The organism is Sagittula sp. (assembly GCF_052825245.1).
This window is the reverse complement of record NZ_JBRBWD010000037.1, coordinates 21,526-45,797: the sequence shown is the minus strand read 5'-3', so window position 1 is coordinate 45,797 and position 24,272 is coordinate 21,526. Positions and strand designations below refer to the sequence as shown.

The window sequence follows — 24,272 nt, the reverse complement described above, 5'->3', positions numbered from 1 at the left end:
AAGCGGCGGGCGGCGGACTTACTCCATCCATCATGAAAGCCTCCGTCTTCGATCAGGGCGCCTTTGCGCCATGCCCCGCGCCGTTCAACCTTGCCGCGCATGTCTTGGCCGCGGGTGCGCTGTCACCGGACAAGATCGCGCTGTCGGTGGTCCGGCCCACGGGCGCGCAGCGCTGGTCCTACGGGCGGCTGATCGCGGCGGTGCGCGGCACGGCGACCGGGTTGCTGGAGGCGGGCCTTCGCCCCGGCGACGTGCTGCTGATGCGGCTGGGGAACACGGTGGATTTCCCGATCGCCTACCTTGGCGCGATTGCCGCGGGCGTGGTCCCGGTGCCGTCCTCCTCGCAGCTGACCGCGCCGGAGGTGCAGAAGATCCTCGACCATCTGTCGCCGGCGGCGATCCTGAGGGCGGAGGGCGTGCCCTGCCCCGGGACCACCGTGCCGGTCTTCGGGCCCGAGGTCTACGAGGGCTGGCACGATCTGCCGCCCGCCGATTATGCCATGGGCGATCCGGAGTGGCTGGCCTACATCGTCTACACCTCCGGCACTTCCGGTACGCCGCGGGCCGTGGGCCATGCGCACCGGGCGATCTGGGCGCGGCAGATGATGATGGAGGGCTGGTACGGGCTGGGGCCGGAGGACCGGCTGCTGCACGCGGGCGCCTTCAACTGGACCTTCACGCTGGGCACCGGGCTGATGGACCCCTGGACCATGGGGGCCACGGCGCTGATCCCCGCGGCGGGCACCGATGCGGCGCAGCTGCCGCTGCTGATGAAGCGCAACGATGCGACGATTTTCGCAGCCGCGCCGGGCGTTTACAGGCAGATCCTCAAGTTCCCGGTGGTGCCGATGCCGCGCCTCCGGCACGGGCTGGCGGCGGGCGAAAAGCTGTCGGAGGCGATCCGGGACGGCTGGCGCGCCGCGACGGGGACGGAGATATTCGAAGCCTACGGCATGTCGGAATGTTCGACCTTCATCTCCAACGCGCCGGCGCGGCCCTCCGCCCCCGGCACGCTGGGCCGTCCGCAGGCGGGCCGTCACCTTGCCATCGTCGACGAGGCGGGCGTGCCGGTCGGCCGGGGCACACCCGGCACCATCGCCATCCACCGCGACGACCCGGGGCTGATGCTGGGGTACGTGGGCGCGGAGGAGGCCACGGCGGAGAAGTTCACCGGCGACTGGTTCATGACCGGCGACCTTGGCGCGATGGACGAAGACGACCAGATTTCCTACCTCGGGCGGTCGGACGACATGATGAACGCGGGCGGCTACCGGGTCTCTCCCCTTGAGGTGGAGGCGGCGCTGGCAGGACTGCCGGGGGTGATTGAACTGGCGGTCACGGACCTGCAGGTGAAGGACGACGTGCGGGTGATCGCGGCGTTCTACACCGCGCCCGACGCGCTGGACGAAGAGGCGCTGAAGGCCGCGGCCGCGGAGCGGCTGGCGCGGTACAAGTGCCCGCGCACCTTCATCCGGCTGGACGCCCTGCCCCGCAATCCCAACGGCAAGCTGATCCGCAAGGCGCTGCGACGGCCCGATCCGGCGTGACCGCGCGCCCCTCGGGGCCGTGACACAGCGCCGTGCAACGCGGTCTCGCCACCGCGGTGCGTGGCTGCTAAGAGACCGGGACTGGAGGTCTCATGGTACAACTCGATATCTTTTCCGACCCGATCTGCCCGTGGTGCTACATCGGCAAGGCCTATCTCGACCGGGCGCTCGAGGCGCATCCCGATCACCCGTTCCGCATCCGCTGGCTGCCGTTCATGCTGAACCCGGCAATGCCGCAGGAAGGCATGGACCGGCGGGAATACCTCGAAGGCAAGTTCGGCGGACAGGAGGGCGCGGTAAAGGCCTACCTGCCGGTGGAGGAGCACGCGAAGAAGGCCGGACTGACGATCAACCTCGACCGGATCGCGCGCACGCCCTCGACCATCGACGCGCAGCGGCTGATCCACTGGGCGGGGATCGAGGGGCGGCAGACGCCCGTCGTCTCGGCGCTGTTCCGGGCCTATTTCGTCGACGGCCGCGACATCGGCGACCGCGAGACGCTGGCCGACATCGCCGACAGCATGGGCATGGACGCGGCGTTGGTCATGCGGCTGATGAACTCCGACTCGGACCGCAAGGAGATCGTCGAACAGGACGCCACGGCGCGCGGGATGGGCGTGACCTCCGTCCCGACCTTCGTGGTGGCGCAGAAACATGCCGTGCCGGGTGCGCAGCCGCCGGAGCTTTGGGCGAAGGTGATCGAAGAGCTGCGCAGCGGGGCCGACCCGAGCGCGTGATGCAGAGGCTGCGCTGGCTCACCCTGATCCTGACGCTGGCGGCGATCATCGCCACCGGCACGGTGTTCTTCCACCGGGTCGAGGGCTGGAGCTGGCTGGACAGCTATTTCTTCACCGTGGTGACGCTGTCGACCGTGGGCTACGGTGAGCTTGTTCCCGCCACCGCCGTCGGCAAGATCGGCACCACGGTGTTCATCCTCGTGGGTCTGGGGATTTTCGCGGTTGCGATCCAGCAGTTCGGGCAATACGCCATGCGCAAGCGCGAGGAGCACACGGAATGGCTGATCGCGCGGCTCGACACCAGCGAAGAGAATGCTGCCAATGATGATGATCCGCCGGACCGCCGCTGACGCCTGCGAGGTGGCGGCATGACGTCCCGTCCCCAAGCGCCTCAGGCGCCCGCAACACCTGCCACGCCCGATTACGTCATGCCGGGGCGGTTGGAGTTCGTCACGATGATGGCGATGCTCACCGCGATGGTGGCCTTTTCCATAGACGGGATGATGCCCGCGCTGCCCGAGATCGCCAGCGATCTCAGCCCCGACTCGCCCAATGCCGCGCAACTGGTGCTGACCACCTTCGTGCTGGGGCTGGGCATCGGCACGCTGTTCACCGGGCCGCTGTCGGACCGCTTCGGACGCAAGCCGGTGATCGTCGCGGGCGTGGCGGTCTACGTACTGGCGGCGCTGGCCTCGGTGCTGTCGGACAGCCTGTGGTGGCTGCTTGCCACGCGCATGTTGCAGGGGCTGGGCGCCGCGGGGCCGCGCGTGGTGGTGATGGCCGTGACGCGCGACCTTTACGAAGGGCGCGGCATGGCGCAGATCATGTCCTTCGTGATGATCGTCTTTGCGCTGGTGCCCGCCATGGCGCCGCTTCTGGGCCAGCAGATCATCCGCGTCTGGGAATGGCACATGATCTTCGTGGCCGCGGCGATCTTCGGGGTGGCGGCGGCGACCTGGGTGACGATCCGCCTGCCCGAAACCCTGCCGAAGTCCCGGCGCCGCCCGTTCCGCCCGCGGCAGATCCGCGCGGCGCTGACGGAGATGATGGCGCTGCCCGACGTGCGGCTGCCGATCGTCGTGCTGACGCTGACCTTTGCCTGCCTGTTCTCGGTCATTTCCTCGATCCAGCCGATCTATTCGGTCTGGCTGGACCGGGCCGAGACCTTCCCGCTGTGGTTCTGCCTGACGGCAATCCTGGCCGCCTCGTCGAGCTACGTGAACGCGAGGCTCGTGGTGCGGCTGGGGATGCGACGGCTGATCAACTCCATCCTCTACGTGCAGATCGTGGCGAGCGTCGGGATGCTGGTGCTGCTCGTGCTGAACCCCGGCGCGCTGGTGCTGTTCGTGGCCTTCCTCGTCTGGCAGCAGGTGCAGTTCTTCCAGGCCGGGCTGACCATCGGCAACCTCAACGCCATCGCCATGTCGCCCATGGGCCATATCGCGGGGACCGCCGCTTCGGTCATCAGCGCGCTGGCGACCGTGGCCTCCGTTGTCCTGGCGATTCCCATCGGGCTCTTGTTCAACGGCACGCCAGTGCCGCTGGTGGGCGGGGTGCTGATCTATGCCACGCTGGGCCTGCTCGTCATGCGCAGGCTGCGCCACCTCGAAGACGCCTGACGCAAGGCGCGCGCACCTGCAGGGCTGTCCGGCGGTTCAGGGCGCCGGGCCGGTCCGGTCCGGCGGTGGCCGGTCGTCGGGGTCCTTCAGGTCGTCCTCGGAGAAGGTGAAAGCCTCCATGTCGCAGGACAGTTTCCTTGAGGAGACGGTCATACGGCGGCTCATTCCGGCAAGCCGTTCGCCCATGACGGCGGCCTGCCGGGTCCGGTCGTTGGTGCTGCGCACCATCTCGTGCAGTTGCGAAAGCGCGCCCGCCTGTTCAGCGTTGCGGTTGGAGATCGAGGCGGTGAGCTCGCTGGCGCGGGAGATCTGGTCCTTGATCTCCTGCAGGCGCTGGCCCACGGCATCCACCAGTTCCGCGCCGCTGCTGACCTGACGGGTGCTGTCGTGGATCAGCTGACGGATGCCGCTGGCCGCCTCCGACGTGCTTTTCGCCAGTTGCCGCACCTCTGCCGCGACGACGGCGAACCCCTTGCCCGCCTCTCCGGCGCGCGCCGCCTCCACCCCGGCGTTGAGCGCCAGGAGGTTGGTCTGGAAGGAGACGTCGTCGATCAGGTCGACGATGGATTCGATCTGGCGGGAGCCTTCCTCGATGGCGCGCATGGCGGCGATGGCGGCGGTCGTGACCTCGCTGCCGTTGACGGCGCTGTCGCGCGCCTCTCCGGAGCTGCGGGCGGCGTCGCGCGCCTGTTCGGCGGTCCTCGACAGCACGTCGACCAGCGTTTCGGTGGCGGCGGTCATCTCTGCCAGCGCGCGGGACTGCACCTCTGACAGGGCGGCGAGGTCGTTCATGGTGTGGGACAGGCTTTGCGAGTCGGTCGAGAATCCGCCGACCACGTCGCTGGCGCTGGCGAAGGCCTCCCGCAGGGTGCCGACGGTCACGTTGAATTCGGAGCGCAGCACCTCGTACTGCGCGGGAAAGGGACCCTGAATCCCGAAGCAGAGGTCGCGCCCGGCCAGCCGGCTGAGGGCGATGCGCATCTCCCCGATCACCCGGCTGGCGGCCTGGTGCGCGGCCTGAACCTCCAGCCGGGCGTCTTCGGCCATCTGCGTGCCGATCTCCAACTCACGCGATTTTCTGCGTATCTGCGCGAGGCTGGCGTTGCGGTCGCGGGCGGCAAGGCCCAGCACGACGCCCTCCAGCACGACGATGCCGCCGTGCAGCGCGGTGCGCGCGATGTTGGTCGTCAGCTCTGCCGTGGGATAGACCAGCGCCGGGAGCGCGACGGTGAGCAGCAGGTGATGCAGCGCCGTGATGGCGCAGGCGTAGATCAGCACGTCGATCCGCCCCGGGATCGCGATCACCGCCAGCAGGACGAAGAACAGCATGTGCGTGTCGAGCTGGAACGGGTGCCCGGTGAAGACGGCGGTCATCATCATCGCCTGACCCATGATCGCCGTGGCCATCACGTAGTCGCGCAGGCCCGAGGACATGGCGGTTCCCAGAACCATCGCCACACCCAGCGCCAACGTCCCCATGAGCGCCGGGACGAAAGGTGTCCCGGCATAGAGGCTGGCGAGCGGGATCAGCGGCAAGAGCAGCGCGCTGACGGCGATACGGCGCGCCGGGAAGTCCGGCCGCCGGGCCCATGTGGCGAGGGAAGTCATCTCAGGACACTCCGCAGAACCGGGCGAGCTGCCCGCCATCGACCAGCGCCCAGGCCCCCAGACGTCGAAGGCTGTCGGCGGGCAGATGGCCGTCGAAGACCGCCAGGGCGGCCAGCCTGCGCGGCGGCCAGGGCGTGAGCCTGCGCCCGCCCGCGGCGTCCACCATGCCCCCGGCCCCCGTGGACCAGGGTGAGGCGATCACCACCACCGGTGCCCCGTCGCGCGGCGGCAGGGCCGAGACCGTCACCACCAGCGCCGCGCCGGTCACGAGGACAAGCATCGCCACAAGCAGCGCTATTCCGGCGATTTGTCGAACGAGGCTTCTCATCCGGCCTGCCTAGGGCAAGGGAGATTACCCGCCGTTTAACGCCTCCGGATTTATCTCTAAATTTCAGGTATTTAAAAACTGCCGCAAATGCGTGCAGGGCTTGCCTGAACTGCCTGTCGCGGGGCCGCAGGCTGGATGTTTTTTCGGTATGCCACTGTATACTTCATTCCCGTGCAACGTCCCATGCGTTAGACAGCGGACAAACGACTCATCGCAGAGGGGAAAGCCGATGACCCGTATCAAGGTCGACAACCCGATCGTGGAAATGGACGGCGACGAGATGACCCGCATCATGTGGGCCTTCATCAAGGAAAAGCTGATCCTGCCGTACCTCGACCTGGACCTGCTGTATTACGACCTCGGGATCGAGGAGCGCGACAGGACCGACGACCAGGTGACCATCGACGCCGCCGAGAAGACCAAGGAGGTGGGCGTCGCGGTCAAATGCGCGACGATCACCCCGGACGAGCAGCGGGTCGAGGAATTCGGCCTGAAGAAGATGTGGAAGTCGCCCAACGGCACGATCCGCAACATCCTGGGCGGCGTGGTCTTCCGCCAGCCGATCATCTGCCGCAACGTGCCGCGGCTGGTGCCGGGCTGGACCTCGCCCATCGTGGTGGGCCGCCATGCCTTCGGCGACCAGTACAAGGCGACGGATTTCCATTTCCCCTCGGCCGGCAAGCTGACGATGAAATGGGAAGGCGCCAACGGCGAGGTGATCGAGCGCGAGGTCTACGATGCGCCCGGCGCCGGGGTCTACATGGGCATGTACAACCAGGACGAGTCGATCCGCGACTTTGCCCGGGCGTCGCTGAACTACGGTCTGACGCTGGGCTGGCCGGTGTACCTGTCGACCAAGAACACCATCCTCAAGGCCTATGACGGGCGGTTCAAGGACCTCTTCCAGGAGATTTACGAGGCCGAGTTCGCCGAGAAGTTCAAGGAAGCGGGCATCTGGTACGAGCACCGGCTGATCGACGACATGGTGGCCTGCGCGCTGAAGTGGAACGGCAAGTTCGTCTGGGCCTGCAAGAACTACGACGGCGACGTGCAGTCGGACACGGTGGCGCAGGGCTTCGGCTCGCTCGGAATGATGACCTCTCAGCTGATGACGCCGGACGGCCGGATCGTCGAGGCGGAGGCGGCGCATGGCACGGTGACGCGGCACTACCGCCAGCACCAGAAGGGCGAGGCGACCTCCACCAACTCCATCGCGTCGATCTATGCCTGGACCGGCGGGCTGAAGCACCGCGCGAAGCTGGACGACAACGTGGCGCTGCGGGCGTTTGCCGAGACGCTGGAGCGGGTGATCGTCGAGACGGTGGAGGCCGGATTCATGACCAAGGACCTCGCGCTGCTGGTGGGCCCGGACCAGGGCTGGCTGACCACGATGGGTTTCCTCGAGAAGGTCGACGAGCGTCTGAACAAGGCGCTGGTGGGCTGAGGGCCGGGATGTCGGCGCGCTGGCGCGCTGACTGGTCCGGTTTTTCGCCGCGTTGGCGCGCGCCGATCCGCCGGGGGGCTGCCGCCCCCCGGACCCCCCGCAGGTATTTGAGCCAAGATGAAGGGCCTGGGCCTTTGGGTCCGGGGCGGGGTTTCCTGGTTTGGGGTCCGGGGTCAGCCCTGGCCGAAGAAGCGGTCCGGCAGCTCGGTCCGGAAGGGCAGTTTCAGGGCGCGGGTCTTGACCACGCTGAAGCGGTCGAGGCGGGCCGGTTTGACCGAGAGGGTCGCATGGGCCTGCGGTTCGGCCTCTTCCCATGGCAGCTGCGGCTTGGCCTCGAAGGTTTCGTAGAATTTCCGGGCGTCTTCGCCGGCCTCCTGCCAGCCGCCGCCGGGCAGGCCCTTGCCGGGGGCGTTTGCCACCGCCATGCGGATCGCGTTGCCGTCGTCGAGCACCGCGCGGTTGGCGTATTTCAGGTGCGCGAGGTAGAGCCCCTGCGGCATGTGGAAGGGGAAGCTCTCGAGCTTGCGGGGGGCGACGCGGGTGCCGTGCAGCTGGAAGCCCACGGCGCGGCGGGCGGCCACGGCCTTGGAGTAGTGGCCGGAGAAGGCCAGCGCGCGGCGCGGGCCGAAGACCGGGCCATCCTTCAGCGGCGTGTCGCCGGGGCGTTCGGCAAGGTCGAAACCCAGGGCCGTGACGACCGGCACCTCGCAGGCGGCCAGCGCGGCCGCGAGGCTGTCCCAGCGGTCCGGGTCGATCACCACCAGTTCGTCGGCATCGGTGCGGATCACCCAGTCGTAGACCTTCGAGAGACCGGCGTGGAACCCGTCGAGCATCTCGGCCCGTGCCTTGTCGAAATTGTCGAAGCCGTCGCGCGGGATGGTCAGGACCGAGGCGCCGGGGCAGATGCGGGCGATGTCCGGATCGGCGCCATGGGCCACGACAAAGAGGTTCCCGGCGCCGATGTGGCGGGCGTGATGGGCGTACCAGCGGGACAAGGCCCAGTAATCGCGGTGGACCATGGTCAGGCAGGCAATGCGCATGGAGGCCCTTTCGACGCCGTGCATCCGTTTCCGCGCCACTGTTTCGCGGCGCGCGGGGAGTTTCAACCGCGCACCGCCCTGAGTTTGAGCAAACGCACCGGCGCCGGGCAGACCGCGGCACCCTGCCCCTTGCCCGCGCCGCCGCAATGGGGCATCGGCTGACGATGCCCAGCCTGATGCACCTTCCCCCCGCCGACCGCCACACCCTTTACGAAGACGCGGTGGGCCTGATCGTCGGCACGCTCCTGATGGCGCTGGCCGTGCAGGCGTTGCGCGCGGGCGGGCTGATCACCGGGCAGATCGCCGGCCTGTCGCTGATCCTGTCCTATGCGGCGGGATGGTCCTTCGGGGCGGTGTTCTTTGTGCTGAACCTGCCGTTCTACGTGCTGGCGCTCCGACGGATGGGGGTGAAGTTCACTCTGAAGACCTTTGCCGCGGTGGCGCTGCTGTCGATCTTTACCGAGGTACTGCCGCTGGGGCTGACGGTGACGGCGCTGCAGCCCTGGGTGGCGGCGGTGGTCTTCGGAGTCTTGGGCGGCGTGGCGCTGATCGTGCTTTTCCGCCACGGGGCGACGCTGGGCGGTGTGGGCATCGTGGCGCTTTGGCTGCAGGACACGCGGGGGATCGCGGCGGGCAACGTGCAGCTTGCCTTCGACCTCTGCGTCTTTGCGCTGGCATTCGCGCTGTTCCCCTGGGAGGTGGCGGCGACGTCGCTTCTGGGGGCGGTGATCCTGAACCTGATGATCACCGTGAACCATCGGGGCGACAGGTACATCGCGCGCTCGCGGTAGGCTTTGCGCATGACCGGCGAGGCGCGGGTTGCGTGCCGGTCGGGGCAGACACCCCGGACCATGGAACTGAACAATCGGGAAGGCCCCCTGGCCAGCGCGGGGCACGGGAGGTAAGCCGCGCGCTGGCCCTGGCCGCCGTTCATGGCGGCCCGGGGGCACGCGCCCCTCCCGAGGGAGGAGAAGGGGCGCGGCCTGTGGGCCTGGGCGTCAGCCGCGGTCGGTGCTGTCGTCCGCGGGCTCTTCGGGCAGGAGACCGTCGGCCTGGGCGATCACCACCTCGTCGGCGTTCAGGAGCCCGTCCGCATCGACATCGGCCTCGTCGAAGACCTCGGCCTGCACCTCGGGGAAGACCGCCTGGACTTCGGCCAGCGTGACGAAGCCGTCGGCGTCGGCGTCCATCTGCTCCATCACGGCGACATCGGCGCCGGGCATGGGGGCATCGGCGCCCATCTCGCCGTCCATCGTGGTGGACTGCGCAAAGGCGGGGAGCGTGAGGGCCGCGAGGGCGGCTGCGGTCAGTGCTGCGGTTTTCATCTTCTTTCCTCCTTCGGGTTGGTTCGAAGATGACAGGGATCTGGGGGCACGGTCGGGCGCTTGCCAGAGGTGCGGGAGGCGGGCCGCGTTTCGGCGCGGAAGGTTGCCCAAAGGCCGGGTGCGGCTGGGCGGCGGATCGCCATTCAAGACCGCATTCCAAGGGGTTGGCCAAGTTCTGCCGCGCTGCAGCGCAGCAACGGGCGCCTTGCCGCCGCTGGCCTTGCGGGTCTGTCGGGTCATCGGGAACCGGGCTTTGACCGGGGGTGCGCGGTGCACGGGCCCCGGCCGCGATCGACTGACGTTCGAGGTGCATCAAAGCGGGGCACCCGGCCCCTGCCCGCCATCCGGGCAAGCCGGCCACACCCGCCAAGCCCGTGTCCTGAAATGCGAATGCGGCGCCGCTTGCAATCGACGCGCCCCGATGCCGGTGCTAAGGTCGCCCCTGAGCAGAGAGGCCACATCGGATGCGTGCATGAAGGACCCCCGGGCGAAAGACATCTTCCAGCTCGGACAGCTCCTCAACAACACCTACCGGGTGGAGGCGGTCCTCGGCCGTGGCGGCCTGTCGGAGGTCTATCTCGCACGCTCGACGATTTCGGGGCGCGTGGTGGCGATCAAGGCGTTGCGCGCCGAGTTCTCCGACAACGACAGCTACACCTCGCTCATCACCCGCGAGGAAGGCGTGCGCGAGATCCGGCACGACGCGGTGGTGCGCTACTTCGACACCCAGCGGACCCCGGACGGCATCGTCTATCTCGTGATGGACTACATCGAGGGCAAGGCGCTCGACATCGTGCTGCGCGAGGGCGGCATGTCGATGGAGGACGTGCTGGCCGTGGGCGAGCGGGTGCTGGCCGGACTGGCGGACGCGCACCGCAACAACATCGTGCATCGCGACATCGCGCCCGACAACATCATCCTGCGCGCGGGCGATCCCCGGCAGGCGGTCATCATCGACTTCGGCATCGCCAAGGACACGACGCCCGACGCGGTGACGATCGTGGGCGAAGGCTTTGCGGGCAAGTTGGGCTATGCCGCGCCCGAACAATTCGGCGGCCATACCGATCCCCGCTCCGACATCTACGCGCTGGGCGCGGCTTTGCTGGCGACCTACCTCGGCAAGAAGCCCAACATGGGCAAGCAGCCGATGGAGGTGCTGCCGAAGAAGATGCAGCCGCTCGACACCGAGGGCGTGCCGGAGCCGTTGCGGATGCTGATCCTGCGGATGACGGAGCCTGACGCGAAGAAGCGGTTCCAGACGGCGGACGAAGCGGTGGAGGCCTTCAAGCGGGCGCAGAACGGCACCCCCCTGCACTACGTTCTGGACGGGCCGCCGGAGCTGACGGTGACGGAGAGCCCGACGGTGCGCGCGGTGCCGCCGCAGGGCAACGGGCATGGCACGATGGCGCCGGGCACCGTGCCGCCGGGAACGATGCCGCCCGGGACCTTCCCCCCCGGAACCATGCCGCCGGGGACGTTTCCGCCGGGGACGTTCCCGCCGGGCACGATGCCACCGGGGACCATGCCGCCCTCCGGCGGGACATGGACCATGGCACCGGATGGCACCGCGCATTGGCAGACCGCCGTGCCGCAGCCTCCGAAGCGCGGCAAGGGGCTTTGGATCGGCGCGGGCCTTCTGGCCGTGGCGGCGGTGGCGGGAGGCGCGTGGTACGTCCTGAACGGCTCCGGCGGATCGCGTTTCCCGGAACAGTCGCCATTCGAGCTGACCGTGTCGCGCGGGGCGGACGGCGCGGTGACGGCGACGGGCTTTGTCCCCTCGCCCGCGGCGCTGGCGGAGCTGACGCAGCGGGTCGAGGCCCTGGGCGGCACGGCGGAGCTGTCGCTGGGCAGCGGCGCTCTGGCAGAGACCTGGCCGGAGGATGTCATATCGTTGCTCGGTGCCGCCGCCACGCTGGAGGAGTTCGAGGTCGCGCTCAGCGACAACCGGGCCGAAGTCACCGGGCTGGCGGAGGACCGCGCCGCGCTCGACGCCGCGACCAAGGGGCTGGATGGCACGCTCTATCCCGGGCTGGACGTGCGGGCGGAGCTGCTGCTGGGGCCGCGCGTGCTGACGCCCGGAGACCTCTCCGACGTGATCGACTTCTGGGCCGACTGTGGCGCGCTGACGTTGCAGCCGCCGCAGGGCGAGGCCTATGCGCTTGGCGACACGCTCAGGGTCACCGGCACCTTCGCCGCCGAGGCCAGCCGCGCGGAGCTGGAGACATCGCTGACCGACCGCATCGGCAGCCGGTCGTTGCAGATCGACGCGGATGTGCTGAACGACATGCATTGCCGCATCGACGAGGCGCTGCCCCCGCTGCCCGCCGAAGGGATGGAGATCGCCTTCGGCTCCGGCGACGATGGCGGGGCGCGGCCCGACGGCATCTTCCGCCCCGGCGACAACCCGACCATCGACGTGGGCCTGCCAGAGGGGTCGGAGGGCTACCTGCACGTGATCCTCGTGGACGTGCAGGGTGTGGTCTACAATCTGCTGCCGAACCGGCTTGCGCCGGAGCACAGTGTCGCCGCGCTGCGCGAGACGGCGGAGGACGGGCGCATCCGGGTCGCGTTCTCGGAGGCGGTGGCGCGGGCGGAGACGCGTGTCGCCTTCCGCGTCGACGACAGCGTGATCGGCCGGTCGCGCGTGGTGGCCTTCCACACGCGGGAGCCGCTGTTCGAGGGCAACCGCAAGGTGACGGAGACGCTGGACATCTTCCTGCAGGACCTCGTCAGGCGGCGCGAGGCGGCGCCGGAGATCTTCCTCGGCGTGCAGTCGGCGATACTGGAAACGCGCGGCTGACGGGCCTCAGTCGTCGTCCACCGCCGCGCTGCCCGGCGCGGGCCAGGGACGGAAGGCGGACATGAGGTGGTCGAGCGCGCCGAGGCCGCGCAGCGCCTGCCCCAGCGCCAGACCGTTGGAGAACTTGTCGAGCGCGTCCTCCGTCCCGTCCTGCCGCTGGAAGTAGGAGGCGGAGGGGAATTCCCACGCCGGAACGTCGAAGCCCAGCGTCGCGAGATGGCGCGATAGGTGCTGCGCCCGGACCTCCGGCGTGCCGGGCAGGAGGTCGCGGTCGTATTCGACCGTGGCACGCGCCACCCCTGCCCCGTCGCACAGCCGCGCCACGTCGCCCAGCCAGGCATCGAGCATGCCCGCGAAGGCCAGCGCCTGCTCGGCCCCGCCTTCGGGCCTGAGCCCGGAGGTGTTGGCGCCGAACCAGATGCCGGTCTCGCGCGCCTTGAGGTAGGAGGCGTACTGGTCGAGCCGCCGCCGGGTGAGGATCAGCGCGCCGAAGGCCTGCGCCTCGAGGCATTCGCGGAGGGCGGCGAGGTGCACGTGATGCGGCAGGACCTTGAGTACGATGGCCTGATCCTGCGGGACGGCCGCGTCGAGGAGCGCCAGCGCCCCCGGCGGGTTCATCCGGAAGAGCCGGGCCAGCGCCTGCGGCCCCCCGGCGCGCTCGGTCAGCTCCGTTTCGAGGTCGGGATGCAGGCTCAGCCCGTAGATGCCCGCGGGGTTGAAGACCTCCGAGAGGGCCAGCACGTCCGGCAGTTGCCCGAGAATGTCGACCAGCAGGTTCGACCCGGCGCGCGGCCCGGAGAAGACCACCAGCATCCGCTTGTCGCGGGCGGGTTGGGTCACGGTGCCGGTCATCGCGGGTAGGCGTCCCACGGGAAGCGGTCGGTGCGCACCATGCCCGCGTGATCGGCGACGAGACCCGCCAGTTCCGCGGCACCCTTGCTGGGTTTGAGCGTGGCCATGCTGGCGCGCATCGCGGCACGCGCGTCGGGGTCGAGCAGTTCGGCCAGCTTCGCGTCGAGCCGCGCGGCGGTGTCGCGGTCGCGCAGGCAGAGGCCGTGGCCCATGACCTCCGCCCATTGGGCGCGGGTGAGCTGGCTGTCCATCTCGGGCGACTCGTTGGGGATGAAGAGCGTGGGGATGCCGCCGTAAAGCTGTTCGTGGAAAGCGTTGTAGCCCGCCACCCCCACCGCGGCATCGACGGCGCGGCTGTTGAGGAAGCTCGGGAATTCGCGGAGCTGGAGGACACGGGCCTCCGCCCCTTCGGGCACCGGCGGCAGGGTGGCGAGCGGCGAGACGATGTCCAGCACCCGCACCTTCGGATGGCGCAACAGGTGGCGGATCACCTCGGCGCGCAGGTCGGCCGTCTCGAAATTCGCGCCGGAGCCCATCTGCAGCGCCACGACAAGGTCGTCGTCGCCAAAGCCGTAGTGGCGGCGGGCGGCGGCGCGGTCGTGACGGGCGGCGGGGTCAATGTGGAGGACCGGCTCCGTGACATGGGTGTTGATGCGCTGGTCGCGGGTCGGGCCGAAGTCGAGGTCGCCGGGCAGTTCGCCCGGTTCGATCACCCCGGTGAAGGCGTCGGAGGCGTCGAGGAAATCGCGGTGGATCTCGCGCCACATGGCCCGGCGGACCCAGAGGGAGACGAGATCGGGGAAGGCGTCGAGCGCATCGATCAGCCCGCCAAAGGCCGCCGTCCCGTCATAGGCGAGAAGCGCGGGCTGCAGGTGGCGGATCAGGTCGTAGAGTTCCTCGGCGAAGACGGTGTTCCATGTTTCGTGCCCGGCGCCGAGGTGGCGGTGGTGCGGCAGGTAGAACACCGGGTAACCCGCGTCGGCGGCGACCTTGAGCGAAAAGCTCATGGAGGCAAAGACCGGTTGCAGCGCGTCGCGGGGCAGACGGTCGGCGATGGCCATCTGCTGGGTCAGGTGCCCGACCCCGATGCCGTTCGTGGACACGAAAAGGACCGGTGCGCGCGATCTGCCGCCGATGGCGGGCGTTTCGTGCACGGTTTCGGGCGCCGGGCGTTCCGAGAGGCCGAAGAGCTTGGCCCGGTCGGCGGCGCGCCACGTCACGGCGTGGTTCTCCAGCACCCAGCGGCGGGCGGCGAGACGCAGGGAGCGCCAGCGGGCCGGATCGGCGGCGATGGAACGGACGAGCGGCAGCACCTCTTCGGGTTTGGCGTAGAGCGCCGCGTCGCCGAAGAGGTCGCGGAAGTGCGGCGGCAGGATGGTGACGCAGCCCATGGCGAGCGCCTCGAGGATGGTCCTGCCGAAGGCCTCGCTCCACGCGCTGTCGTGGTAGTAGACGTAGAAGTCGAGCCCGGCGAGGAAATCCTGCACGCCGTCGAACTCGAACGGCAGCAGGCGCCAGTTGCCCGGCACGGGCTTGCCGTACTTCTCCTGCAGGAAGTCGCCCGCGCCCAGAACGCGGACCTCTATGTCGTCCTCCTCCGCACCGTAGATCAGCGCGGCCTCCTTAAGCGTGTCGGGCCATTTCGACGGGTCCGGGCGGGCATGGCGGCCCAGCACGATGTTCTTCGGGTCCGGCGCGGCGCGGTCGGGATCGAAGGGCCAGTCCTCGGGCGCGATGAGGTTGATCCAGTCCTCTTCGACCAGCACGCCCGTCTTGCCCCTGCGCGCCCGGAGCGAGCGGCGCACCACCGGGCTGACCGGGGTGATCAGCACCTCTGGCGCCAGCGTCGCGGCGATGACCTCGCAGACCGCGTCGAGGTCGTATTGCCGGGCGCCCTTCGCGTCGACCATGGGGTGATGCAGGACGAGGATCGCGCGGCCGGCCCGGAGCGGCAGGCGCACGCGCGGCAGGTTGGCGAAGACCACCGGGTGGTGGACCAGCGCAAGCTGCGCGGTCAGCCGCTCCCACGGCCAGACGACGCGGAGAAAGCCGCTTTCGATGTGGCGCCGGATGCCGGGGTGCGAGGGCCAGGGCAGACCGAGGAGGTGCGCCTTGACCATCATGATGCCGACGCGCGGCGGGTTCGGTGCCTCTGCCAGCCCGTCGAGTTCGGCGGCGACGGCGGTGGAGGCCCCTCCCTCGAACCGGGGGTCGAGCACGTAGACGAGATCGAGATCTTCCACGCTAGGCCCGCCCTCCGAAGCGGCGCGCCGCCTCGTCCGCGTATCCCTGAAGGTCGAAGCCATAGGCGATGGCGCGTTGCGGGCGCCATTTCGACAGGAGCAGCGCGCGCCGGTCCTCGAGGTAGCGCGGCCAGTTCACGAGCTCCGGGAAGGCCGCCATCTGGCCGAAGGAGGGCAGCACCTCGAAGGCGGCCTTTGCCTCCATGAAGGGGCGGAAGTCGAGCGCGGAATGCACGAAGACCAGCTTGTGCCGGGCAAAGCGGCGGTCCAGCTGGGCGATCACCGGCGGCAGCGCGGCGGCGTCGATGTCGAGGGTGAAGACCATGATGACCGGCACGTCATCCGGCAACAGCGCCAGTTCGGCGGAGGGTTCGGGGGCCGTGGTGCCGGTCTTATGCCCGAAACCGAGCATCTGCCTGACCTGCGTCCCTCAGTAATTGAAGCGGGAGCGGTCGTTGATGGGCCTCGTCGTCCGCGGCACCGTCACCGGCGCCGTCGTGGTGACGGGCGTCGTCCTGGTCACCGCCACTTGCGGACGGGGGGTGGCGGGCGTGTAGACCCGGGGTCCGCAGTCGATGGCGCGGCCGCGCGTGGCGCTTCCGGGTTCGCAAAGACGGGGTTTGTGGGTATCGGCGGGGAGGCACCCGATCAGGCCGAAGCCGGTGACTGCAAAAGCCATCAATCTGCCAAGACGCGACTTCATGGTGCAAACCCTTTTCGAATATCAATATATAACGCATACTTAATTTTGTCCGGAATCTCAAGCTCGCAGACGTAGGGTAAACCTCTTTGCCAGCCTGCGGCGCGATCCGGACAGCCGGGTCCCGGTTTTCAATGGGCCGGGTTGGTACAGGCAAGTCACTGGTATCCTTTTCGGAATTTCAATTCGAAGTGGTTGGACAATGATTTTGACGGCACGATTCCTCGGAACGCTCGGGGTGGCTCTCATGCTGTGGCTGGGGGCGGCCGGCGGGCTTCTCGCGCAGGGTGCAGAGCCGCGCCGGGTGGCGCTGGTGATCGGCAACGCGCGCTATGTTCAGGTGCCCGCACTGGGCAATGCGGTGAACGATGCGCGGTTGATTGCCGACCGGCTGGAGGGCCTCGGCTTCGAGGTCATGTTCCGCACCGACCTGACGCGGCGCGGCTTCCTCGACACGATGACCGAGTTCCGCGAGACGGTGGAGGGCGCCGATACGGGGCTGTTCTTCTTTGCCGGGCACGGGGTGCAACTGCGGGGCACCAACTACCTGCTGCCGACCGACGTGGAACCGGGCACCACCGACTTCCTCAATGCCGAGGCGATCGACCTCGACACCGTGACGCGCATCCTGAACGAGGGCGCGCAGGTGTCGATGGTCTTCCTCGACGCCTGCCGCAACAACCCGTTCGAGGCGACGCGCGGCAGCGATCCCGACACGCGCGGGCTGGCCCGGGTGGCGGCGCAGCGCAATACGTTGATCTCCTTCGCGGCGGCGCCGGGCGAGGTGGCGCTGGACCGGGTGGCGGGCAGCGACTTCCAGAACAGCCCGTTCACCACCGCGCTGGCGCGGCACCTGGGCACGCCGGGCGATCCGATCAGCCGCACGATGATCAAGGTCCGCCGCGACGTGCTGGACCTGACCGACGGCCGGCAGGTCCCTTGGGAGAATTCGTCGCTCGTGGAAGAGCTTGTGCTGACCAAGGACCCCGCCGCGCCGCCGGAGGCGGTGGGCGCGCTGGATGCGGAGTTCTGGGACCTGATCGGCGAAAGCGGCAGCGTCGACCTGCTGGAGCGGTTCCTCGAACGCTTCCCCGACAGTTCGTTTGCGCCGGAGGCCGAGGCCCGCCTGCGCCGCGCCCGCACCGCGCGCGAGACAGCACAGGCCGAACCGACGGAGGCGGAGCTGCGGGCGTTTTATGCCGAACCGCTGCCGCCGGTGATCCTCCAGCGGTTCTGGGACTGCGACAGCTGCCCGGAAATGGTGGAGATCGAAGGGTCAGAGCTGATCTACGGCACGCCCGACACGGTGGCGCGGGCGCAGTACGACGAGCGCCCTGCCCTGCGGCTGTCGGTGGGCCAGGCGCCGATTGCCGTGGCGGTGACGGAAACCTCGCAGGCCCAGTTCGACGCCTTCGTCCGCGAGACGGGGCACGACTGGCCCGAGGCCTGCATGATCACCGCAGGCGACGATGCGCTGCCCTCCATGGGATCGCGCAGCGACGTGCCGCAGGACCCGGAGCTGCCCGTCACCTGCGTGAGCTGGACCGACGCCAAGGCCTATGCCGACTGGCTGAGCCAGAAGACCGGCGAACGCTACCGCCTGCCCAACGAGATCGAGCACGAGTACCTGGCCGAGGCGCTCTATTTCAACGTCTCGCTCGAAGAGCGGCTGGACGGCCGGGGCGTCTGCGAGATGGTGAACATCGCCGATTACGGCGCACCGTTCAGCTGGCGCAACTTCGGCTGCGAGGACGCGCTAGGCCGCGGCGCCTTTCCCGTGCGGTCGCTGAAACCGGACGGCTTCGGCCTTTACCACCTGCTCGGCAACGTCTGGGAATGGGCCGAGAACTGCTACACCGACCATCCGCAGGCGATGCTGCCCCGCTCGCTGATCCTGATCGAGGGCGCCGAGGAATGCGAGCGCCGCTCGGTCCGGGGCGGCGGGTGGAGCGATCCGCTGACCTCGCTCAGCACTTCGAACCGCAACTGGGAACATCCCGATTTCAGGTCCGACACCATCGGCTTCCGCGTATTGCGCGAGATGTGAGGCCGGACCCCAGGACAAAGGACGACCGCCATGACCCGACTGATCCACACCTGCCTTGCCCTGCTCGTGCTGGCTGCGCCCGCGCGCGCCGTCGAGATCTCGCTTTCCTGCGGGGTGATCGGCGGCCAGTACAACGTCTGCCAGGATTCGGTGGACCGATGGGAACGCCGGACCGGCCACACTGTGCGCATCGTGCCGACGCCGCAGGCCAGCAACGACCAGCTTGTCTTCTTCCGCGAACGCCTGGCCCGCCCCGAAAGCGGCGAGGTGATCGACGTGGTGAAGATAGACACGATCTGGGTGAACTTCGTCGAGCAGTACCTCGTCGACCTGAGCGCCTATTCGGAGGGCGCCGAGACGCAGCATTTCGCGGCCCTGGTGGAGAACGCCAGCTTCGAGGGCGAGCTGAAGGCCCTGCCGCTCTGGTCCGATGTGGGGCTGTTCTTCTACCGCAAGGACCTGCTTGAGAAACATGGCGCCGCCGTCCCGCGCACATGGGACGAGATGGAGACGGTGGCGCGCCAGATCCAGGCGGCGGAGCGCGCCGAGGGCAACCGCATCTGGGGCTACATCTTCGACGGCGACGCGGGCGAAGGGCTGACCTGCAACGCGATGGAGTGGCTGGCGACCATGGGCGGGGCGCAGATCCTCGACGCGGAGGGGCGCGTGGCGGTGGACGATCCCGCCGCCATGGACACGTTGCGCCGCGTGAAGGGCTGGATCGGCGATATCGCTCCGCCGGACGTGACGACGCTGAACAACGAGAGCGCGCGCGAGATGTTTCAGGACGGCGGCGCGGTCTTCATGCGCAACTGGCCCTACGTCTGGGCGCTGGCGCAGGAGGACTGGAGCAAGGTGAAGGGCAAGGTCGGCGTGACCACCCTGCCCGGCGGCGCGGCGGGATCGGGCGCGGGCACCAGCGGCGGCTGGTATCTCGGCGTGTCGCAGGACAGTGCACATCCGGAGATCGCCGCCGACCTCGTGCTGCACATGACCTCGAAGAACGAACAGCTTCAGCGCGCGCTCTTCAGCAGCGTGAACCCGACGCGGCCGGAGCTGTATTCGAACCCCGACATCCGCAACATGTCGGACTTCTTCGGAGAGATCTTTGCGGCGTTGCAGACCGCCATCAACCGGCCAAACGCCGAGCTGCGCGGCAGTTACACCTTCGTGTCGGACCGCTGGTCGGAGACGGTGAACGCCTACCTCTCGGGCGGGGCGGAGGACCCCTCGACCCTCTTCGCGCCGTTGCAGGAGCAGCTTGCGCGGCTGGAGCGGCGCGGCTGGTGAGCCTCAGGCCTTGAGGCCGTCCACGAAGATGTCGAGCAGGCGCACCACCTGCGCGCGCCAGTCCGGCCCGGGTTCGCGCGCGTAGCAGAGCGCGTACATCGTCTGGAACAGGTCGTCGGCGGTGATGCCTTCGCGCAGGACGCCGGCCTGCTGGCCCTTGGCGATCAGGCCGTTGACCGATCCGGTGATGCGCGCCGAAAGCTCCGCGTAGGTCTTTTTCGCATCCTCGGTCATGACCATCGAGAGCGCGCCGAGCATTCCGCGCTTGGTCTCCACCATCGCGACGTTGGCGTGCAGCCAGCCGCGCAGCGCCGCCACCGGATCGTTGGTGCCGTCGAGCCCTTCGGCGAGGTCGGCCAGCTGCTCCATCTCGCGGCGGAAGACCGCGTGGAACAGCTCTTCCCGATTCGGAAAGTGGCGGTAGAGCGTGCCGATACCCACGCCCGCACGGCGCGCCACGGCCTCGAGGCTGGCGTTGGGACCGCCCTGACCCAGCACGTCCTTGGCCGCCTCGATCAGCAGATCGCGGTTGCGGGCCGCGTCCACGCGCGGTTTTCTCTTGCGCGTTTCACACAAGCGCACGCTCTCCTCTTGAAAAACGGAGGCACCCTCCGTATAACTATAACGCGGGACGGGCACGGTGCCCTCCCCCATACGGACTGTAGGGACTTCCTCGCCCGGGTGCGAGGGACCGGCTTTCATTAAATCATCAAAAAGGAGGGACGGATGTCTTTCTCCATTTCGCTGACCCTGAACGGGGTCGCACGCGATGTCGCGCTGGACGATCCGCGCGTCACGCTTCTCGACCTGCTGCGCGAGCGGCTGGCGATGCCCGGCACCAAGAAAGGCTGCGACCGCGGGCAATGCGGTGCCTGCACGGTGCTGGTGAACGGAAAACGGGTGAATTCCTGCCTGACGCTGGCCGTGACGCTGGACGGCGCCGAGGTGACGACAATCGAAGGGCTGGCGCAGGATGGTGCGCTGCATCCGGTGCAGGCGGCGTTTGTCGAACATGACGGGTTCCAGTGCGGTTATTGCACGCCGGGCCAGATCATGAGCGCGGTGGGCCTGATCGCCGAGGGCGCGGCGGGCGACGATCCCGAACGCATCCGCGAAGGCATGAGCGGCAACATCTGCCGGTGCGCGGCGTATCACGGCATCACGCTGGCGGTGCAGGACGCCACGCGCCGGATGTCCGCAAATCCGGAGGGCGCCGCATGAAACGGTTCGATTTCGTTCAACCCGCGTCGCTGTCGCAGGCGCTTGGCGCATGGAAGCCCGGCGCAGTCTGGCTGGGCGGCGGCACCAGCCTTGTCGACCTGATGAAAACCGGCGCGGCCACGCCCGACAGGGTGATCGACATCACCCGCCTGCCCGGCCTGCGCGGGATCGAGGTGCTGGCAGACGGCGCCACGCGCATCGGTGCGCTGGTCTCCAACGCCGATCTGGCGCGGGACGACGGCTTTGCCAGCCGTTTCCCCATGGTGGCGGAGGCGCTGCTCTCCGGCGCGTCGGGGCAGTTGCGCAACGCGGCGACGGTGGCGGGCAACCTGATGCAGCACACCCGCTGCGCCTATTTCCAGGACCCGAACGCCGCCTGCAACCGCCGGCAGGCCGGGTCGGGCTGCGATGCGAAGGACGGCCTGAACGAGAGCCACGCGGTGCTGGGCTGGTCGGAGGGCTGCATCGCCACCCATCCGTCCGACTTCTGCGTGCCGCTGGTGGCCCTTGGCGCGGTGGTGGAGACCGAGGGACCGAACGGCACCTCCGAGATGCCGCTGGCGGATTTCCTGCGCCTGCCCGGTGACACGCCGGAGCGGACCACCGCCCTCGGTCCGGACGAACTGGTGACCGGCCTGCGGCTGCCCGCCGGGGCGGAGGCGTTTGCCGCCAACGCCCGCTATCTCAAGGTGCGGGACCGGACGTCCTTTGCCTTTGCGCTGACCTCTGCCGCGGCCGCGCTGCGGATGGAGGGCGGCGCGATCGCCGAGGCGCGGCTGGCACTTGGCGCCGTGGCGGCCCGCCCGTGGCGCGTGGCGGAGGCCGAGGCGATGCTGGCCGGACAGACGCCGGATGCGGCGCTCTTCGACCGGGCGGCCAGCGCCGCGATGGCCGGTGCCGCGCCGTCCGGCGACAACGGCTGGAAGATCGACCTCGCCATCCGCACCGCCGCGCGGGCACTGGCCCTTGCGGCAGAGGGCACGCCGGACCGTGTGCCCGCCCTGCCCGCTTCACCCTTCGGACCGACCAAGGAGGCCCAACATGCCTGACACCCTTTCCCCCCAGGTCCGTTTCGGATCGAACTCCGGCCAGCCGGTCACCCGGCGGGACGGCATCGCAAAGGTCACGGGCACCGCGACCTTTGCCGCCGACAACATGCCCGACGGCCTGCTGCACGCGGTCTATGTCCCCGCCACCATCGCGCGGGGGCGTGTCGCATCGCTGGATGTCGCGGCGGCAGAGGCGCACCCGGGCGTGATCCGGGTCTACACCCCGGCCAACCGCCCCGCCCTGCAGGGTGACCCGGACGACAAGCCGACCATGTTCTCCATGCGCATCGAGGCGCTGAAGGACGACACCGTGCGTTACGCCGGCCAGCCCATCGCGCTGGTCGTGGCCGAGACGCTGGAGGCCGCGACGGAAGGCGTGCGCCTCCTGGCCCCGCGTTACGAGATGGAGGCGCCGCGCGTCTCGCTCGCCGACGAACCGGCGCTGAAGGTCGAGGGCGCGGGCTTCGGCAGCCCGGGGGACACCACGCGCGGCGATCCGGAGGCAGGCCATGCCGCCGCCCGGAACGCCGTCGACGTCACCTACACGACGCCCGCGCAGTATCACAACGCGATGGAAATGCATGCCGTCGTGGCGGAGTGGGAGGGCGACCGGCTGACGCTCGATCTGCCGAGCCAGGCGCTGATGCTGACCTGCGAGGCCTACGCGTATTACTTCGGCATCCCGACGGAGAACGTGACCCTGCGCAGCCCCTACCTCGGCGGCGGCTTCGGGTCGAAGGCCTTCACCACCGGGCCGCAGCTTCTGGCGATCCTCGCGGCGCGGGACATCGGGCGGCCGGTCAAGCTGATGCTGACGCGCAACCAGATGTTCGGTCCGGTGGGCCATCGCGGTGCGACCCTGCAACGGCTGCGCGTTGGCGCCGATGCGGAGGGCGCGCTGACGGTGATCGACCACGAGGGTGTCTCGGCGGTGTCGAGCTTCGACGTCTTCGTGGAACCCGCGCCGAACGCGACGCAGGGCCTCTACGCCGCAGGCGCGCTGCGGTCGCGGCACCGGATGGCGCGGCTGGATATCGGCACGCCGGGTCCGATGCGGGCGCCGGGCGAGGCGTCGGGTGCCGCCGCGCTGGAAGGTGCGCTGGACGAGATGGCGGAGGCCTTGGGCATGGACCCGCTGGCCTTCCGCCTGAAGAACTACGCGGAAACGGAGCCCGGCACCGGGCGGCCCTATTCGTCGAAGGCGCTGCGCGAGTGCTACGAACAGGGCGCGGCGCGCTTCGGCTGGGCCGACCGGCCGCTTCAGCCGCGCATGATGCGGGACAGCGACGGGATGCTGACCGGCTGGGGCATGGGCACGGCGCTGTTCGGCTGCCCGATGTTCGCCGCCGACGCCCGCGCCACCCTGCGCGCCGACGGCAGCGCACTGGTGGAGACCTCTGCCGCCGACATGGGCCAAGGCGCCTGGACCGCGCTGGCGCAGATCGCGGCGGACAGCCTTGGCCTGCCGCTCGACCGGGTGGAGTTCCGGGCCGGGCATTCCGCCCTGCCAAGCGGCGGGGTCGCGGGCGGCTCCGGCCACACGGCGACGGCGGGCGGCGCGCTGCATGCGGCGGGCGGCGACGTGCTGCGGCAGCTGGGCGAGATCGCCAGCGCCGACCCGGACTCGCCGCTCTTCGGGGCGGGCAATGCCGGTTTCGTTGCGCGGGACGGCAGGCTTTACGTCGACGGCGACGACAGCCGCAGCGACAGCTTTGCCGATATCTTCGCGCGCAACGGCAGCGCCGAAGTGACCGGCGAAGGCAGCGCCTCGCGCGCGGCGGAACATGCAGAGCGGTTCGCGATGTATTCCCACGGCGCGGTCTTTGCGGAGGTCAAGGTCGACCCCTCGCTAGGACAGGTACGGGTGACACGCATGGTGGGCGCCTTTGCCGCCGGGCGGATCATCAACCCGAAACTGGCCGAAAGCCAGCTTATGGGCGGGATGATCTGGGGGCTGTCCTTTGCCCTGCACGAAGCGGCGAAACAGGACCCCCGGCGCGGCCATATCGTCAACGCCGACTTCGGCGGCTACCACGTGCCGGTCAATGCCGACGTGCAGGGGCTGGAGGTCATCACGGTGCACGAGGAAGACCCCTTCGTGAACCCGCTGGGCATCAAGGGCGTGGGCGAGATCGGCATCACCGGCACGGTGGGCGCCATCGGCAACGCCATACGGCACGCGACCGGGCGGCGCATCCGGTCATACCCGATCCGGGTCCGGGACCTTGTCGGCGCGGGCGACTGATCCCGCCCTTCGAGAGCAAAGAAAAAGGGCCCCCACCGGGGCCCTTTTGAGTTTCGCGAACAAGGCTCGATGTTTCACCGCCCGAGTGTTTTCTGCCTGTGTCCTTGTTCACGCTCAGGGCCAGCGCACCGGCCCCAGAAAAGGATGGCTTCAGTCCCATCCACAACCGGCGCGCCA

General features: G+C 69.1%; 21 protein-coding genes. 12 read left to right on the top strand and 9 right to left on the bottom strand.

Annotated features, from left to right (window positions below):
• The first annotated feature begins 32 nt into the window (after positions 1 to 32).
• The 4 genes from ACU0DV_RS16700 (at position 33) to ACU0DV_RS16685 (ending at position 3,903) form a co-directional block, all read left to right on the top strand.
• Positions 33 to 1,547 carry a class I adenylate-forming enzyme family protein gene (locus ACU0DV_RS16700; RefSeq protein WP_446242306.1) on the top strand — a complete coding sequence of 505 codons (1,515 nt, stop codon included), beginning with the start codon at positions 33 to 35 and terminating at the stop codon, positions 1,545 to 1,547.
• Between the two features lie 92 nt (positions 1,548 to 1,639).
• Positions 1,640 to 2,284 carry a DsbA family oxidoreductase gene (locus ACU0DV_RS16695; RefSeq protein WP_100930656.1) on the top strand — a complete coding sequence of 215 codons (645 nt, stop codon included), beginning with the start codon at positions 1,640 to 1,642 and terminating at the stop codon, positions 2,282 to 2,284.
• A complete protein-coding gene (locus tag ACU0DV_RS16690; protein ID WP_446242305.1) occupies positions 2,284 to 2,634 on the top strand; it encodes a potassium channel family protein in 351 nt (116 codons plus the stop codon). The genes ACU0DV_RS16695 and ACU0DV_RS16690 overlap by 1 nt, the downstream gene beginning before the upstream one ends.
• Before the next feature lie 18 nt (positions 2,635 to 2,652).
• Positions 2,653 to 3,903 carry a multidrug effflux MFS transporter gene (locus tag ACU0DV_RS16685; RefSeq protein WP_446242304.1) on the top strand — a complete coding sequence of 417 codons (1,251 nt, stop codon included), beginning with the start codon at positions 2,653 to 2,655 and terminating at the stop codon, positions 3,901 to 3,903.
• 36 nt (positions 3,904 to 3,939) lie between these two features.
• Here the strand turns inward: ACU0DV_RS16685 and ACU0DV_RS16680 are convergent, their stop codons facing one another.
• The gene (locus tag ACU0DV_RS16680; protein WP_446242303.1) at positions 3,940 to 5,511 is read right to left on the bottom strand and encodes a methyl-accepting chemotaxis protein; all 1,572 of its coding nucleotides are present in this window, start codon (positions 5,509 to 5,511) and stop codon (positions 3,940 to 3,942) included.
• Between the two features lies 1 nt (position 5,512).
• The gene (locus tag ACU0DV_RS16675) at positions 5,513 to 5,839 is read right to left on the bottom strand and encodes a hypothetical protein (protein WP_446242302.1); all 327 of its coding nucleotides are present in this window, start codon (positions 5,837 to 5,839) and stop codon (positions 5,513 to 5,515) included.
• Between the two features lie 229 nt (positions 5,840 to 6,068).
• Between ACU0DV_RS16675 and ACU0DV_RS16670 the strand changes: the two genes are divergently transcribed.
• The gene (locus ACU0DV_RS16670; RefSeq protein ID WP_283983248.1) at positions 6,069 to 7,283 is read left to right on the top strand and encodes an NADP-dependent isocitrate dehydrogenase; all 1,215 of its coding nucleotides are present in this window, start codon (positions 6,069 to 6,071) and stop codon (positions 7,281 to 7,283) included.
• 173 nt (positions 7,284 to 7,456) lie between these two features.
• Here the strand turns inward: ACU0DV_RS16670 and ACU0DV_RS16665 are convergent, their stop codons facing one another.
• Positions 7,457 to 8,323 carry a glycosyltransferase family 2 protein gene (locus ACU0DV_RS16665; RefSeq protein ID WP_446242301.1) on the bottom strand — a complete coding sequence of 289 codons (867 nt, stop codon included), beginning with the start codon at positions 8,321 to 8,323 and terminating at the stop codon, positions 7,457 to 7,459.
• A gap of 176 nt (positions 8,324 to 8,499) precedes the next feature.
• On the opposite strand from ACU0DV_RS16665, the gene ACU0DV_RS16660 reads away from it, so the two are divergent.
• Positions 8,500 to 9,114, top strand: a complete 615-nt coding sequence (locus tag ACU0DV_RS16660) for a YitT family protein (RefSeq protein ID WP_446242300.1) — start codon at positions 8,500 to 8,502, stop codon at positions 9,112 to 9,114.
• Positions 9,115 to 9,321: 207 nt separating this feature from the next.
• Here ACU0DV_RS16660 and ACU0DV_RS16655 read toward each other — a convergent pair whose 3' ends face one another.
• Positions 9,322 to 9,648, bottom strand: coding sequence for a hypothetical protein (locus ACU0DV_RS16655; protein ID WP_283983246.1), 327 nt, complete (start codon positions 9,646 to 9,648; stop codon positions 9,322 to 9,324).
• A gap of 472 nt (positions 9,649 to 10,120) precedes the next feature.
• Here ACU0DV_RS16655 and ACU0DV_RS16650 point away from each other — a divergent pair, with 472 nt between their 5' ends.
• Positions 10,121 to 12,448 carry a protein kinase domain-containing protein gene (locus ACU0DV_RS16650; protein WP_446242299.1) on the top strand — a complete coding sequence of 776 codons (2,328 nt, stop codon included), beginning with the start codon at positions 10,121 to 10,123 and terminating at the stop codon, positions 12,446 to 12,448.
• 6 nt (positions 12,449 to 12,454) lie between these two features.
• Here ACU0DV_RS16650 and ACU0DV_RS16645 read toward each other — a convergent pair whose 3' ends face one another.
• Genes ACU0DV_RS16645 through ACU0DV_RS16630 form a run of 4 tightly spaced genes read right to left on the bottom strand, consistent with a single transcriptional unit; the run spans position 12,455 to position 16,246 of the window.
• A complete protein-coding gene (locus ACU0DV_RS16645) occupies positions 12,455 to 13,300 on the bottom strand; it encodes a hypothetical protein (RefSeq protein ID WP_446242298.1) in 846 nt (281 codons plus the stop codon).
• On the bottom strand, positions 13,297 to 15,543 hold the full coding sequence (locus ACU0DV_RS16640) for a glycosyltransferase (RefSeq protein ID WP_446242297.1): 2,247 nt from the start codon (positions 15,541 to 15,543) through the stop codon (positions 13,297 to 13,299). Before ACU0DV_RS16640 ends, ACU0DV_RS16645 begins: the two co-directional genes overlap by 4 nt.
• A gap of 1 nt (position 15,544) precedes the next feature.
• Positions 15,545 to 15,955: a hypothetical protein gene (locus tag ACU0DV_RS16635; protein ID WP_283983242.1), complete on the bottom strand. Its 411-nt coding sequence runs from the start codon at positions 15,953 to 15,955 to the stop codon at positions 15,545 to 15,547.
• Positions 15,956 to 15,973: 18 nt separating this feature from the next.
• Positions 15,974 to 16,246 carry a hypothetical protein gene (locus ACU0DV_RS16630; protein WP_100930667.1) on the bottom strand — a complete coding sequence of 91 codons (273 nt, stop codon included), beginning with the start codon at positions 16,244 to 16,246 and terminating at the stop codon, positions 15,974 to 15,976.
• Between the two features lie 205 nt (positions 16,247 to 16,451).
• On the opposite strand from ACU0DV_RS16630, the gene ACU0DV_RS16625 reads away from it, so the two are divergent.
• Both ACU0DV_RS16625 and ACU0DV_RS16620 read left to right on the top strand, forming a co-directional pair.
• Complete coding sequence (locus ACU0DV_RS16625; RefSeq protein WP_446269809.1) at positions 16,452 to 18,290, top strand: SUMF1/EgtB/PvdO family nonheme iron enzyme; 1,839 nt, start codon at positions 16,452 to 16,454, stop codon at positions 18,288 to 18,290.
• Positions 18,291 to 18,320: 30 nt separating this feature from the next.
• Complete coding sequence (locus ACU0DV_RS16620) at positions 18,321 to 19,580, top strand: ABC transporter substrate-binding protein (protein ID WP_446242296.1); 1,260 nt, start codon at positions 18,321 to 18,323, stop codon at positions 19,578 to 19,580.
• Positions 19,581 to 19,583: 3 nt separating this feature from the next.
• Here the strand turns inward: ACU0DV_RS16620 and ACU0DV_RS16615 are convergent, their stop codons facing one another.
• Positions 19,584 to 20,126 carry a TetR/AcrR family transcriptional regulator gene (locus ACU0DV_RS16615; RefSeq protein WP_254698241.1) on the bottom strand — a complete coding sequence of 181 codons (543 nt, stop codon included), beginning with the start codon at positions 20,124 to 20,126 and terminating at the stop codon, positions 19,584 to 19,586.
• A gap of 180 nt (positions 20,127 to 20,306) precedes the next feature.
• Between ACU0DV_RS16615 and ACU0DV_RS16610 the strand changes: the two genes are divergently transcribed.
• Genes ACU0DV_RS16610 through ACU0DV_RS16600 form a run of 3 tightly spaced genes read left to right on the top strand, consistent with a single transcriptional unit; the run spans position 20,307 to position 24,095 of the window.
• Positions 20,307 to 20,801, top strand: a complete 495-nt coding sequence (locus tag ACU0DV_RS16610) for a (2Fe-2S)-binding protein (protein WP_446242295.1) — start codon at positions 20,307 to 20,309, stop codon at positions 20,799 to 20,801.
• Entirely contained in the window at positions 20,798 to 21,850 is a 1,053-nt protein-coding gene (locus ACU0DV_RS16605; protein WP_446242294.1) for an FAD binding domain-containing protein, read from the top strand. The genes ACU0DV_RS16610 and ACU0DV_RS16605 overlap by 4 nt, the downstream gene beginning before the upstream one ends.
• Entirely contained in the window at positions 21,843 to 24,095 is a 2,253-nt protein-coding gene (locus ACU0DV_RS16600) for a xanthine dehydrogenase family protein molybdopterin-binding subunit (RefSeq protein WP_446242293.1), read from the top strand. Before ACU0DV_RS16605 ends, ACU0DV_RS16600 begins: the two co-directional genes overlap by 8 nt.
• The last annotated feature ends 177 nt before the right edge of the window (positions 24,096 to 24,272 follow it).

Excerpts from the sequence above, each read along its gene's own strand:
- ACU0DV_RS16700 (WP_446242306.1), top strand. The coding sequence starts at position 33 with ATGAAAGCCTCCGTCTTCGATCAGGGCGCCTTTGCGCCATGCCCCGCG.
- ACU0DV_RS16695 (WP_100930656.1), top strand. The coding sequence starts at position 1,640 with ATGGTACAACTCGATATCTTTTCCGACCCGATCTGCCCGTGGTGCTAC.
- ACU0DV_RS16690 (WP_446242305.1), top strand. The coding sequence starts at position 2,284 with ATGCAGAGGCTGCGCTGGCTCACCCTGATCCTGACGCTGGCGGCGATC.
- ACU0DV_RS16685 (WP_446242304.1), top strand. The coding sequence starts at position 2,653 with ATGACGTCCCGTCCCCAAGCGCCTCAGGCGCCCGCAACACCTGCCACG.
- ACU0DV_RS16680 (WP_446242303.1), bottom strand. The coding sequence starts at position 5,511 with ATGACTTCCCTCGCCACATGGGCCCGGCGGCCGGACTTCCCGGCGCGC.
- ACU0DV_RS16675 (WP_446242302.1), bottom strand. The coding sequence starts at position 5,839 with ATGAGAAGCCTCGTTCGACAAATCGCCGGAATAGCGCTGCTTGTGGCG.
- ACU0DV_RS16670 (WP_283983248.1), top strand. The coding sequence starts at position 6,069 with ATGACCCGTATCAAGGTCGACAACCCGATCGTGGAAATGGACGGCGAC.
- ACU0DV_RS16665 (WP_446242301.1), bottom strand. The coding sequence starts at position 8,323 with ATGCGCATTGCCTGCCTGACCATGGTCCACCGCGATTACTGGGCCTTG.
- ACU0DV_RS16660 (WP_446242300.1), top strand. The coding sequence starts at position 8,500 with ATGCACCTTCCCCCCGCCGACCGCCACACCCTTTACGAAGACGCGGTG.
- ACU0DV_RS16655 (WP_283983246.1), bottom strand. The coding sequence starts at position 9,648 with ATGAAAACCGCAGCACTGACCGCAGCCGCCCTCGCGGCCCTCACGCTC.
- ACU0DV_RS16650 (WP_446242299.1), top strand. The coding sequence starts at position 10,121 with ATGAAGGACCCCCGGGCGAAAGACATCTTCCAGCTCGGACAGCTCCTC.
- ACU0DV_RS16645 (WP_446242298.1), bottom strand. The coding sequence starts at position 13,300 with ATGACCGGCACCGTGACCCAACCCGCCCGCGACAAGCGGATGCTGGTG.
- ACU0DV_RS16635 (WP_283983242.1), bottom strand. The coding sequence starts at position 15,955 with ATGCTCGGTTTCGGGCATAAGACCGGCACCACGGCCCCCGAACCCTCC.
- ACU0DV_RS16630 (WP_100930667.1), bottom strand. The coding sequence starts at position 16,246 with ATGAAGTCGCGTCTTGGCAGATTGATGGCTTTTGCAGTCACCGGCTTC.
- ACU0DV_RS16620 (WP_446242296.1), top strand. The coding sequence starts at position 18,321 with ATGACCCGACTGATCCACACCTGCCTTGCCCTGCTCGTGCTGGCTGCG.
- ACU0DV_RS16610 (WP_446242295.1), top strand. The coding sequence starts at position 20,307 with ATGTCTTTCTCCATTTCGCTGACCCTGAACGGGGTCGCACGCGATGTC.
- ACU0DV_RS16605 (WP_446242294.1), top strand. The coding sequence starts at position 20,798 with ATGAAACGGTTCGATTTCGTTCAACCCGCGTCGCTGTCGCAGGCGCTT.
- ACU0DV_RS16600 (WP_446242293.1), top strand. The coding sequence starts at position 21,843 with ATGCCTGACACCCTTTCCCCCCAGGTCCGTTTCGGATCGAACTCCGGC.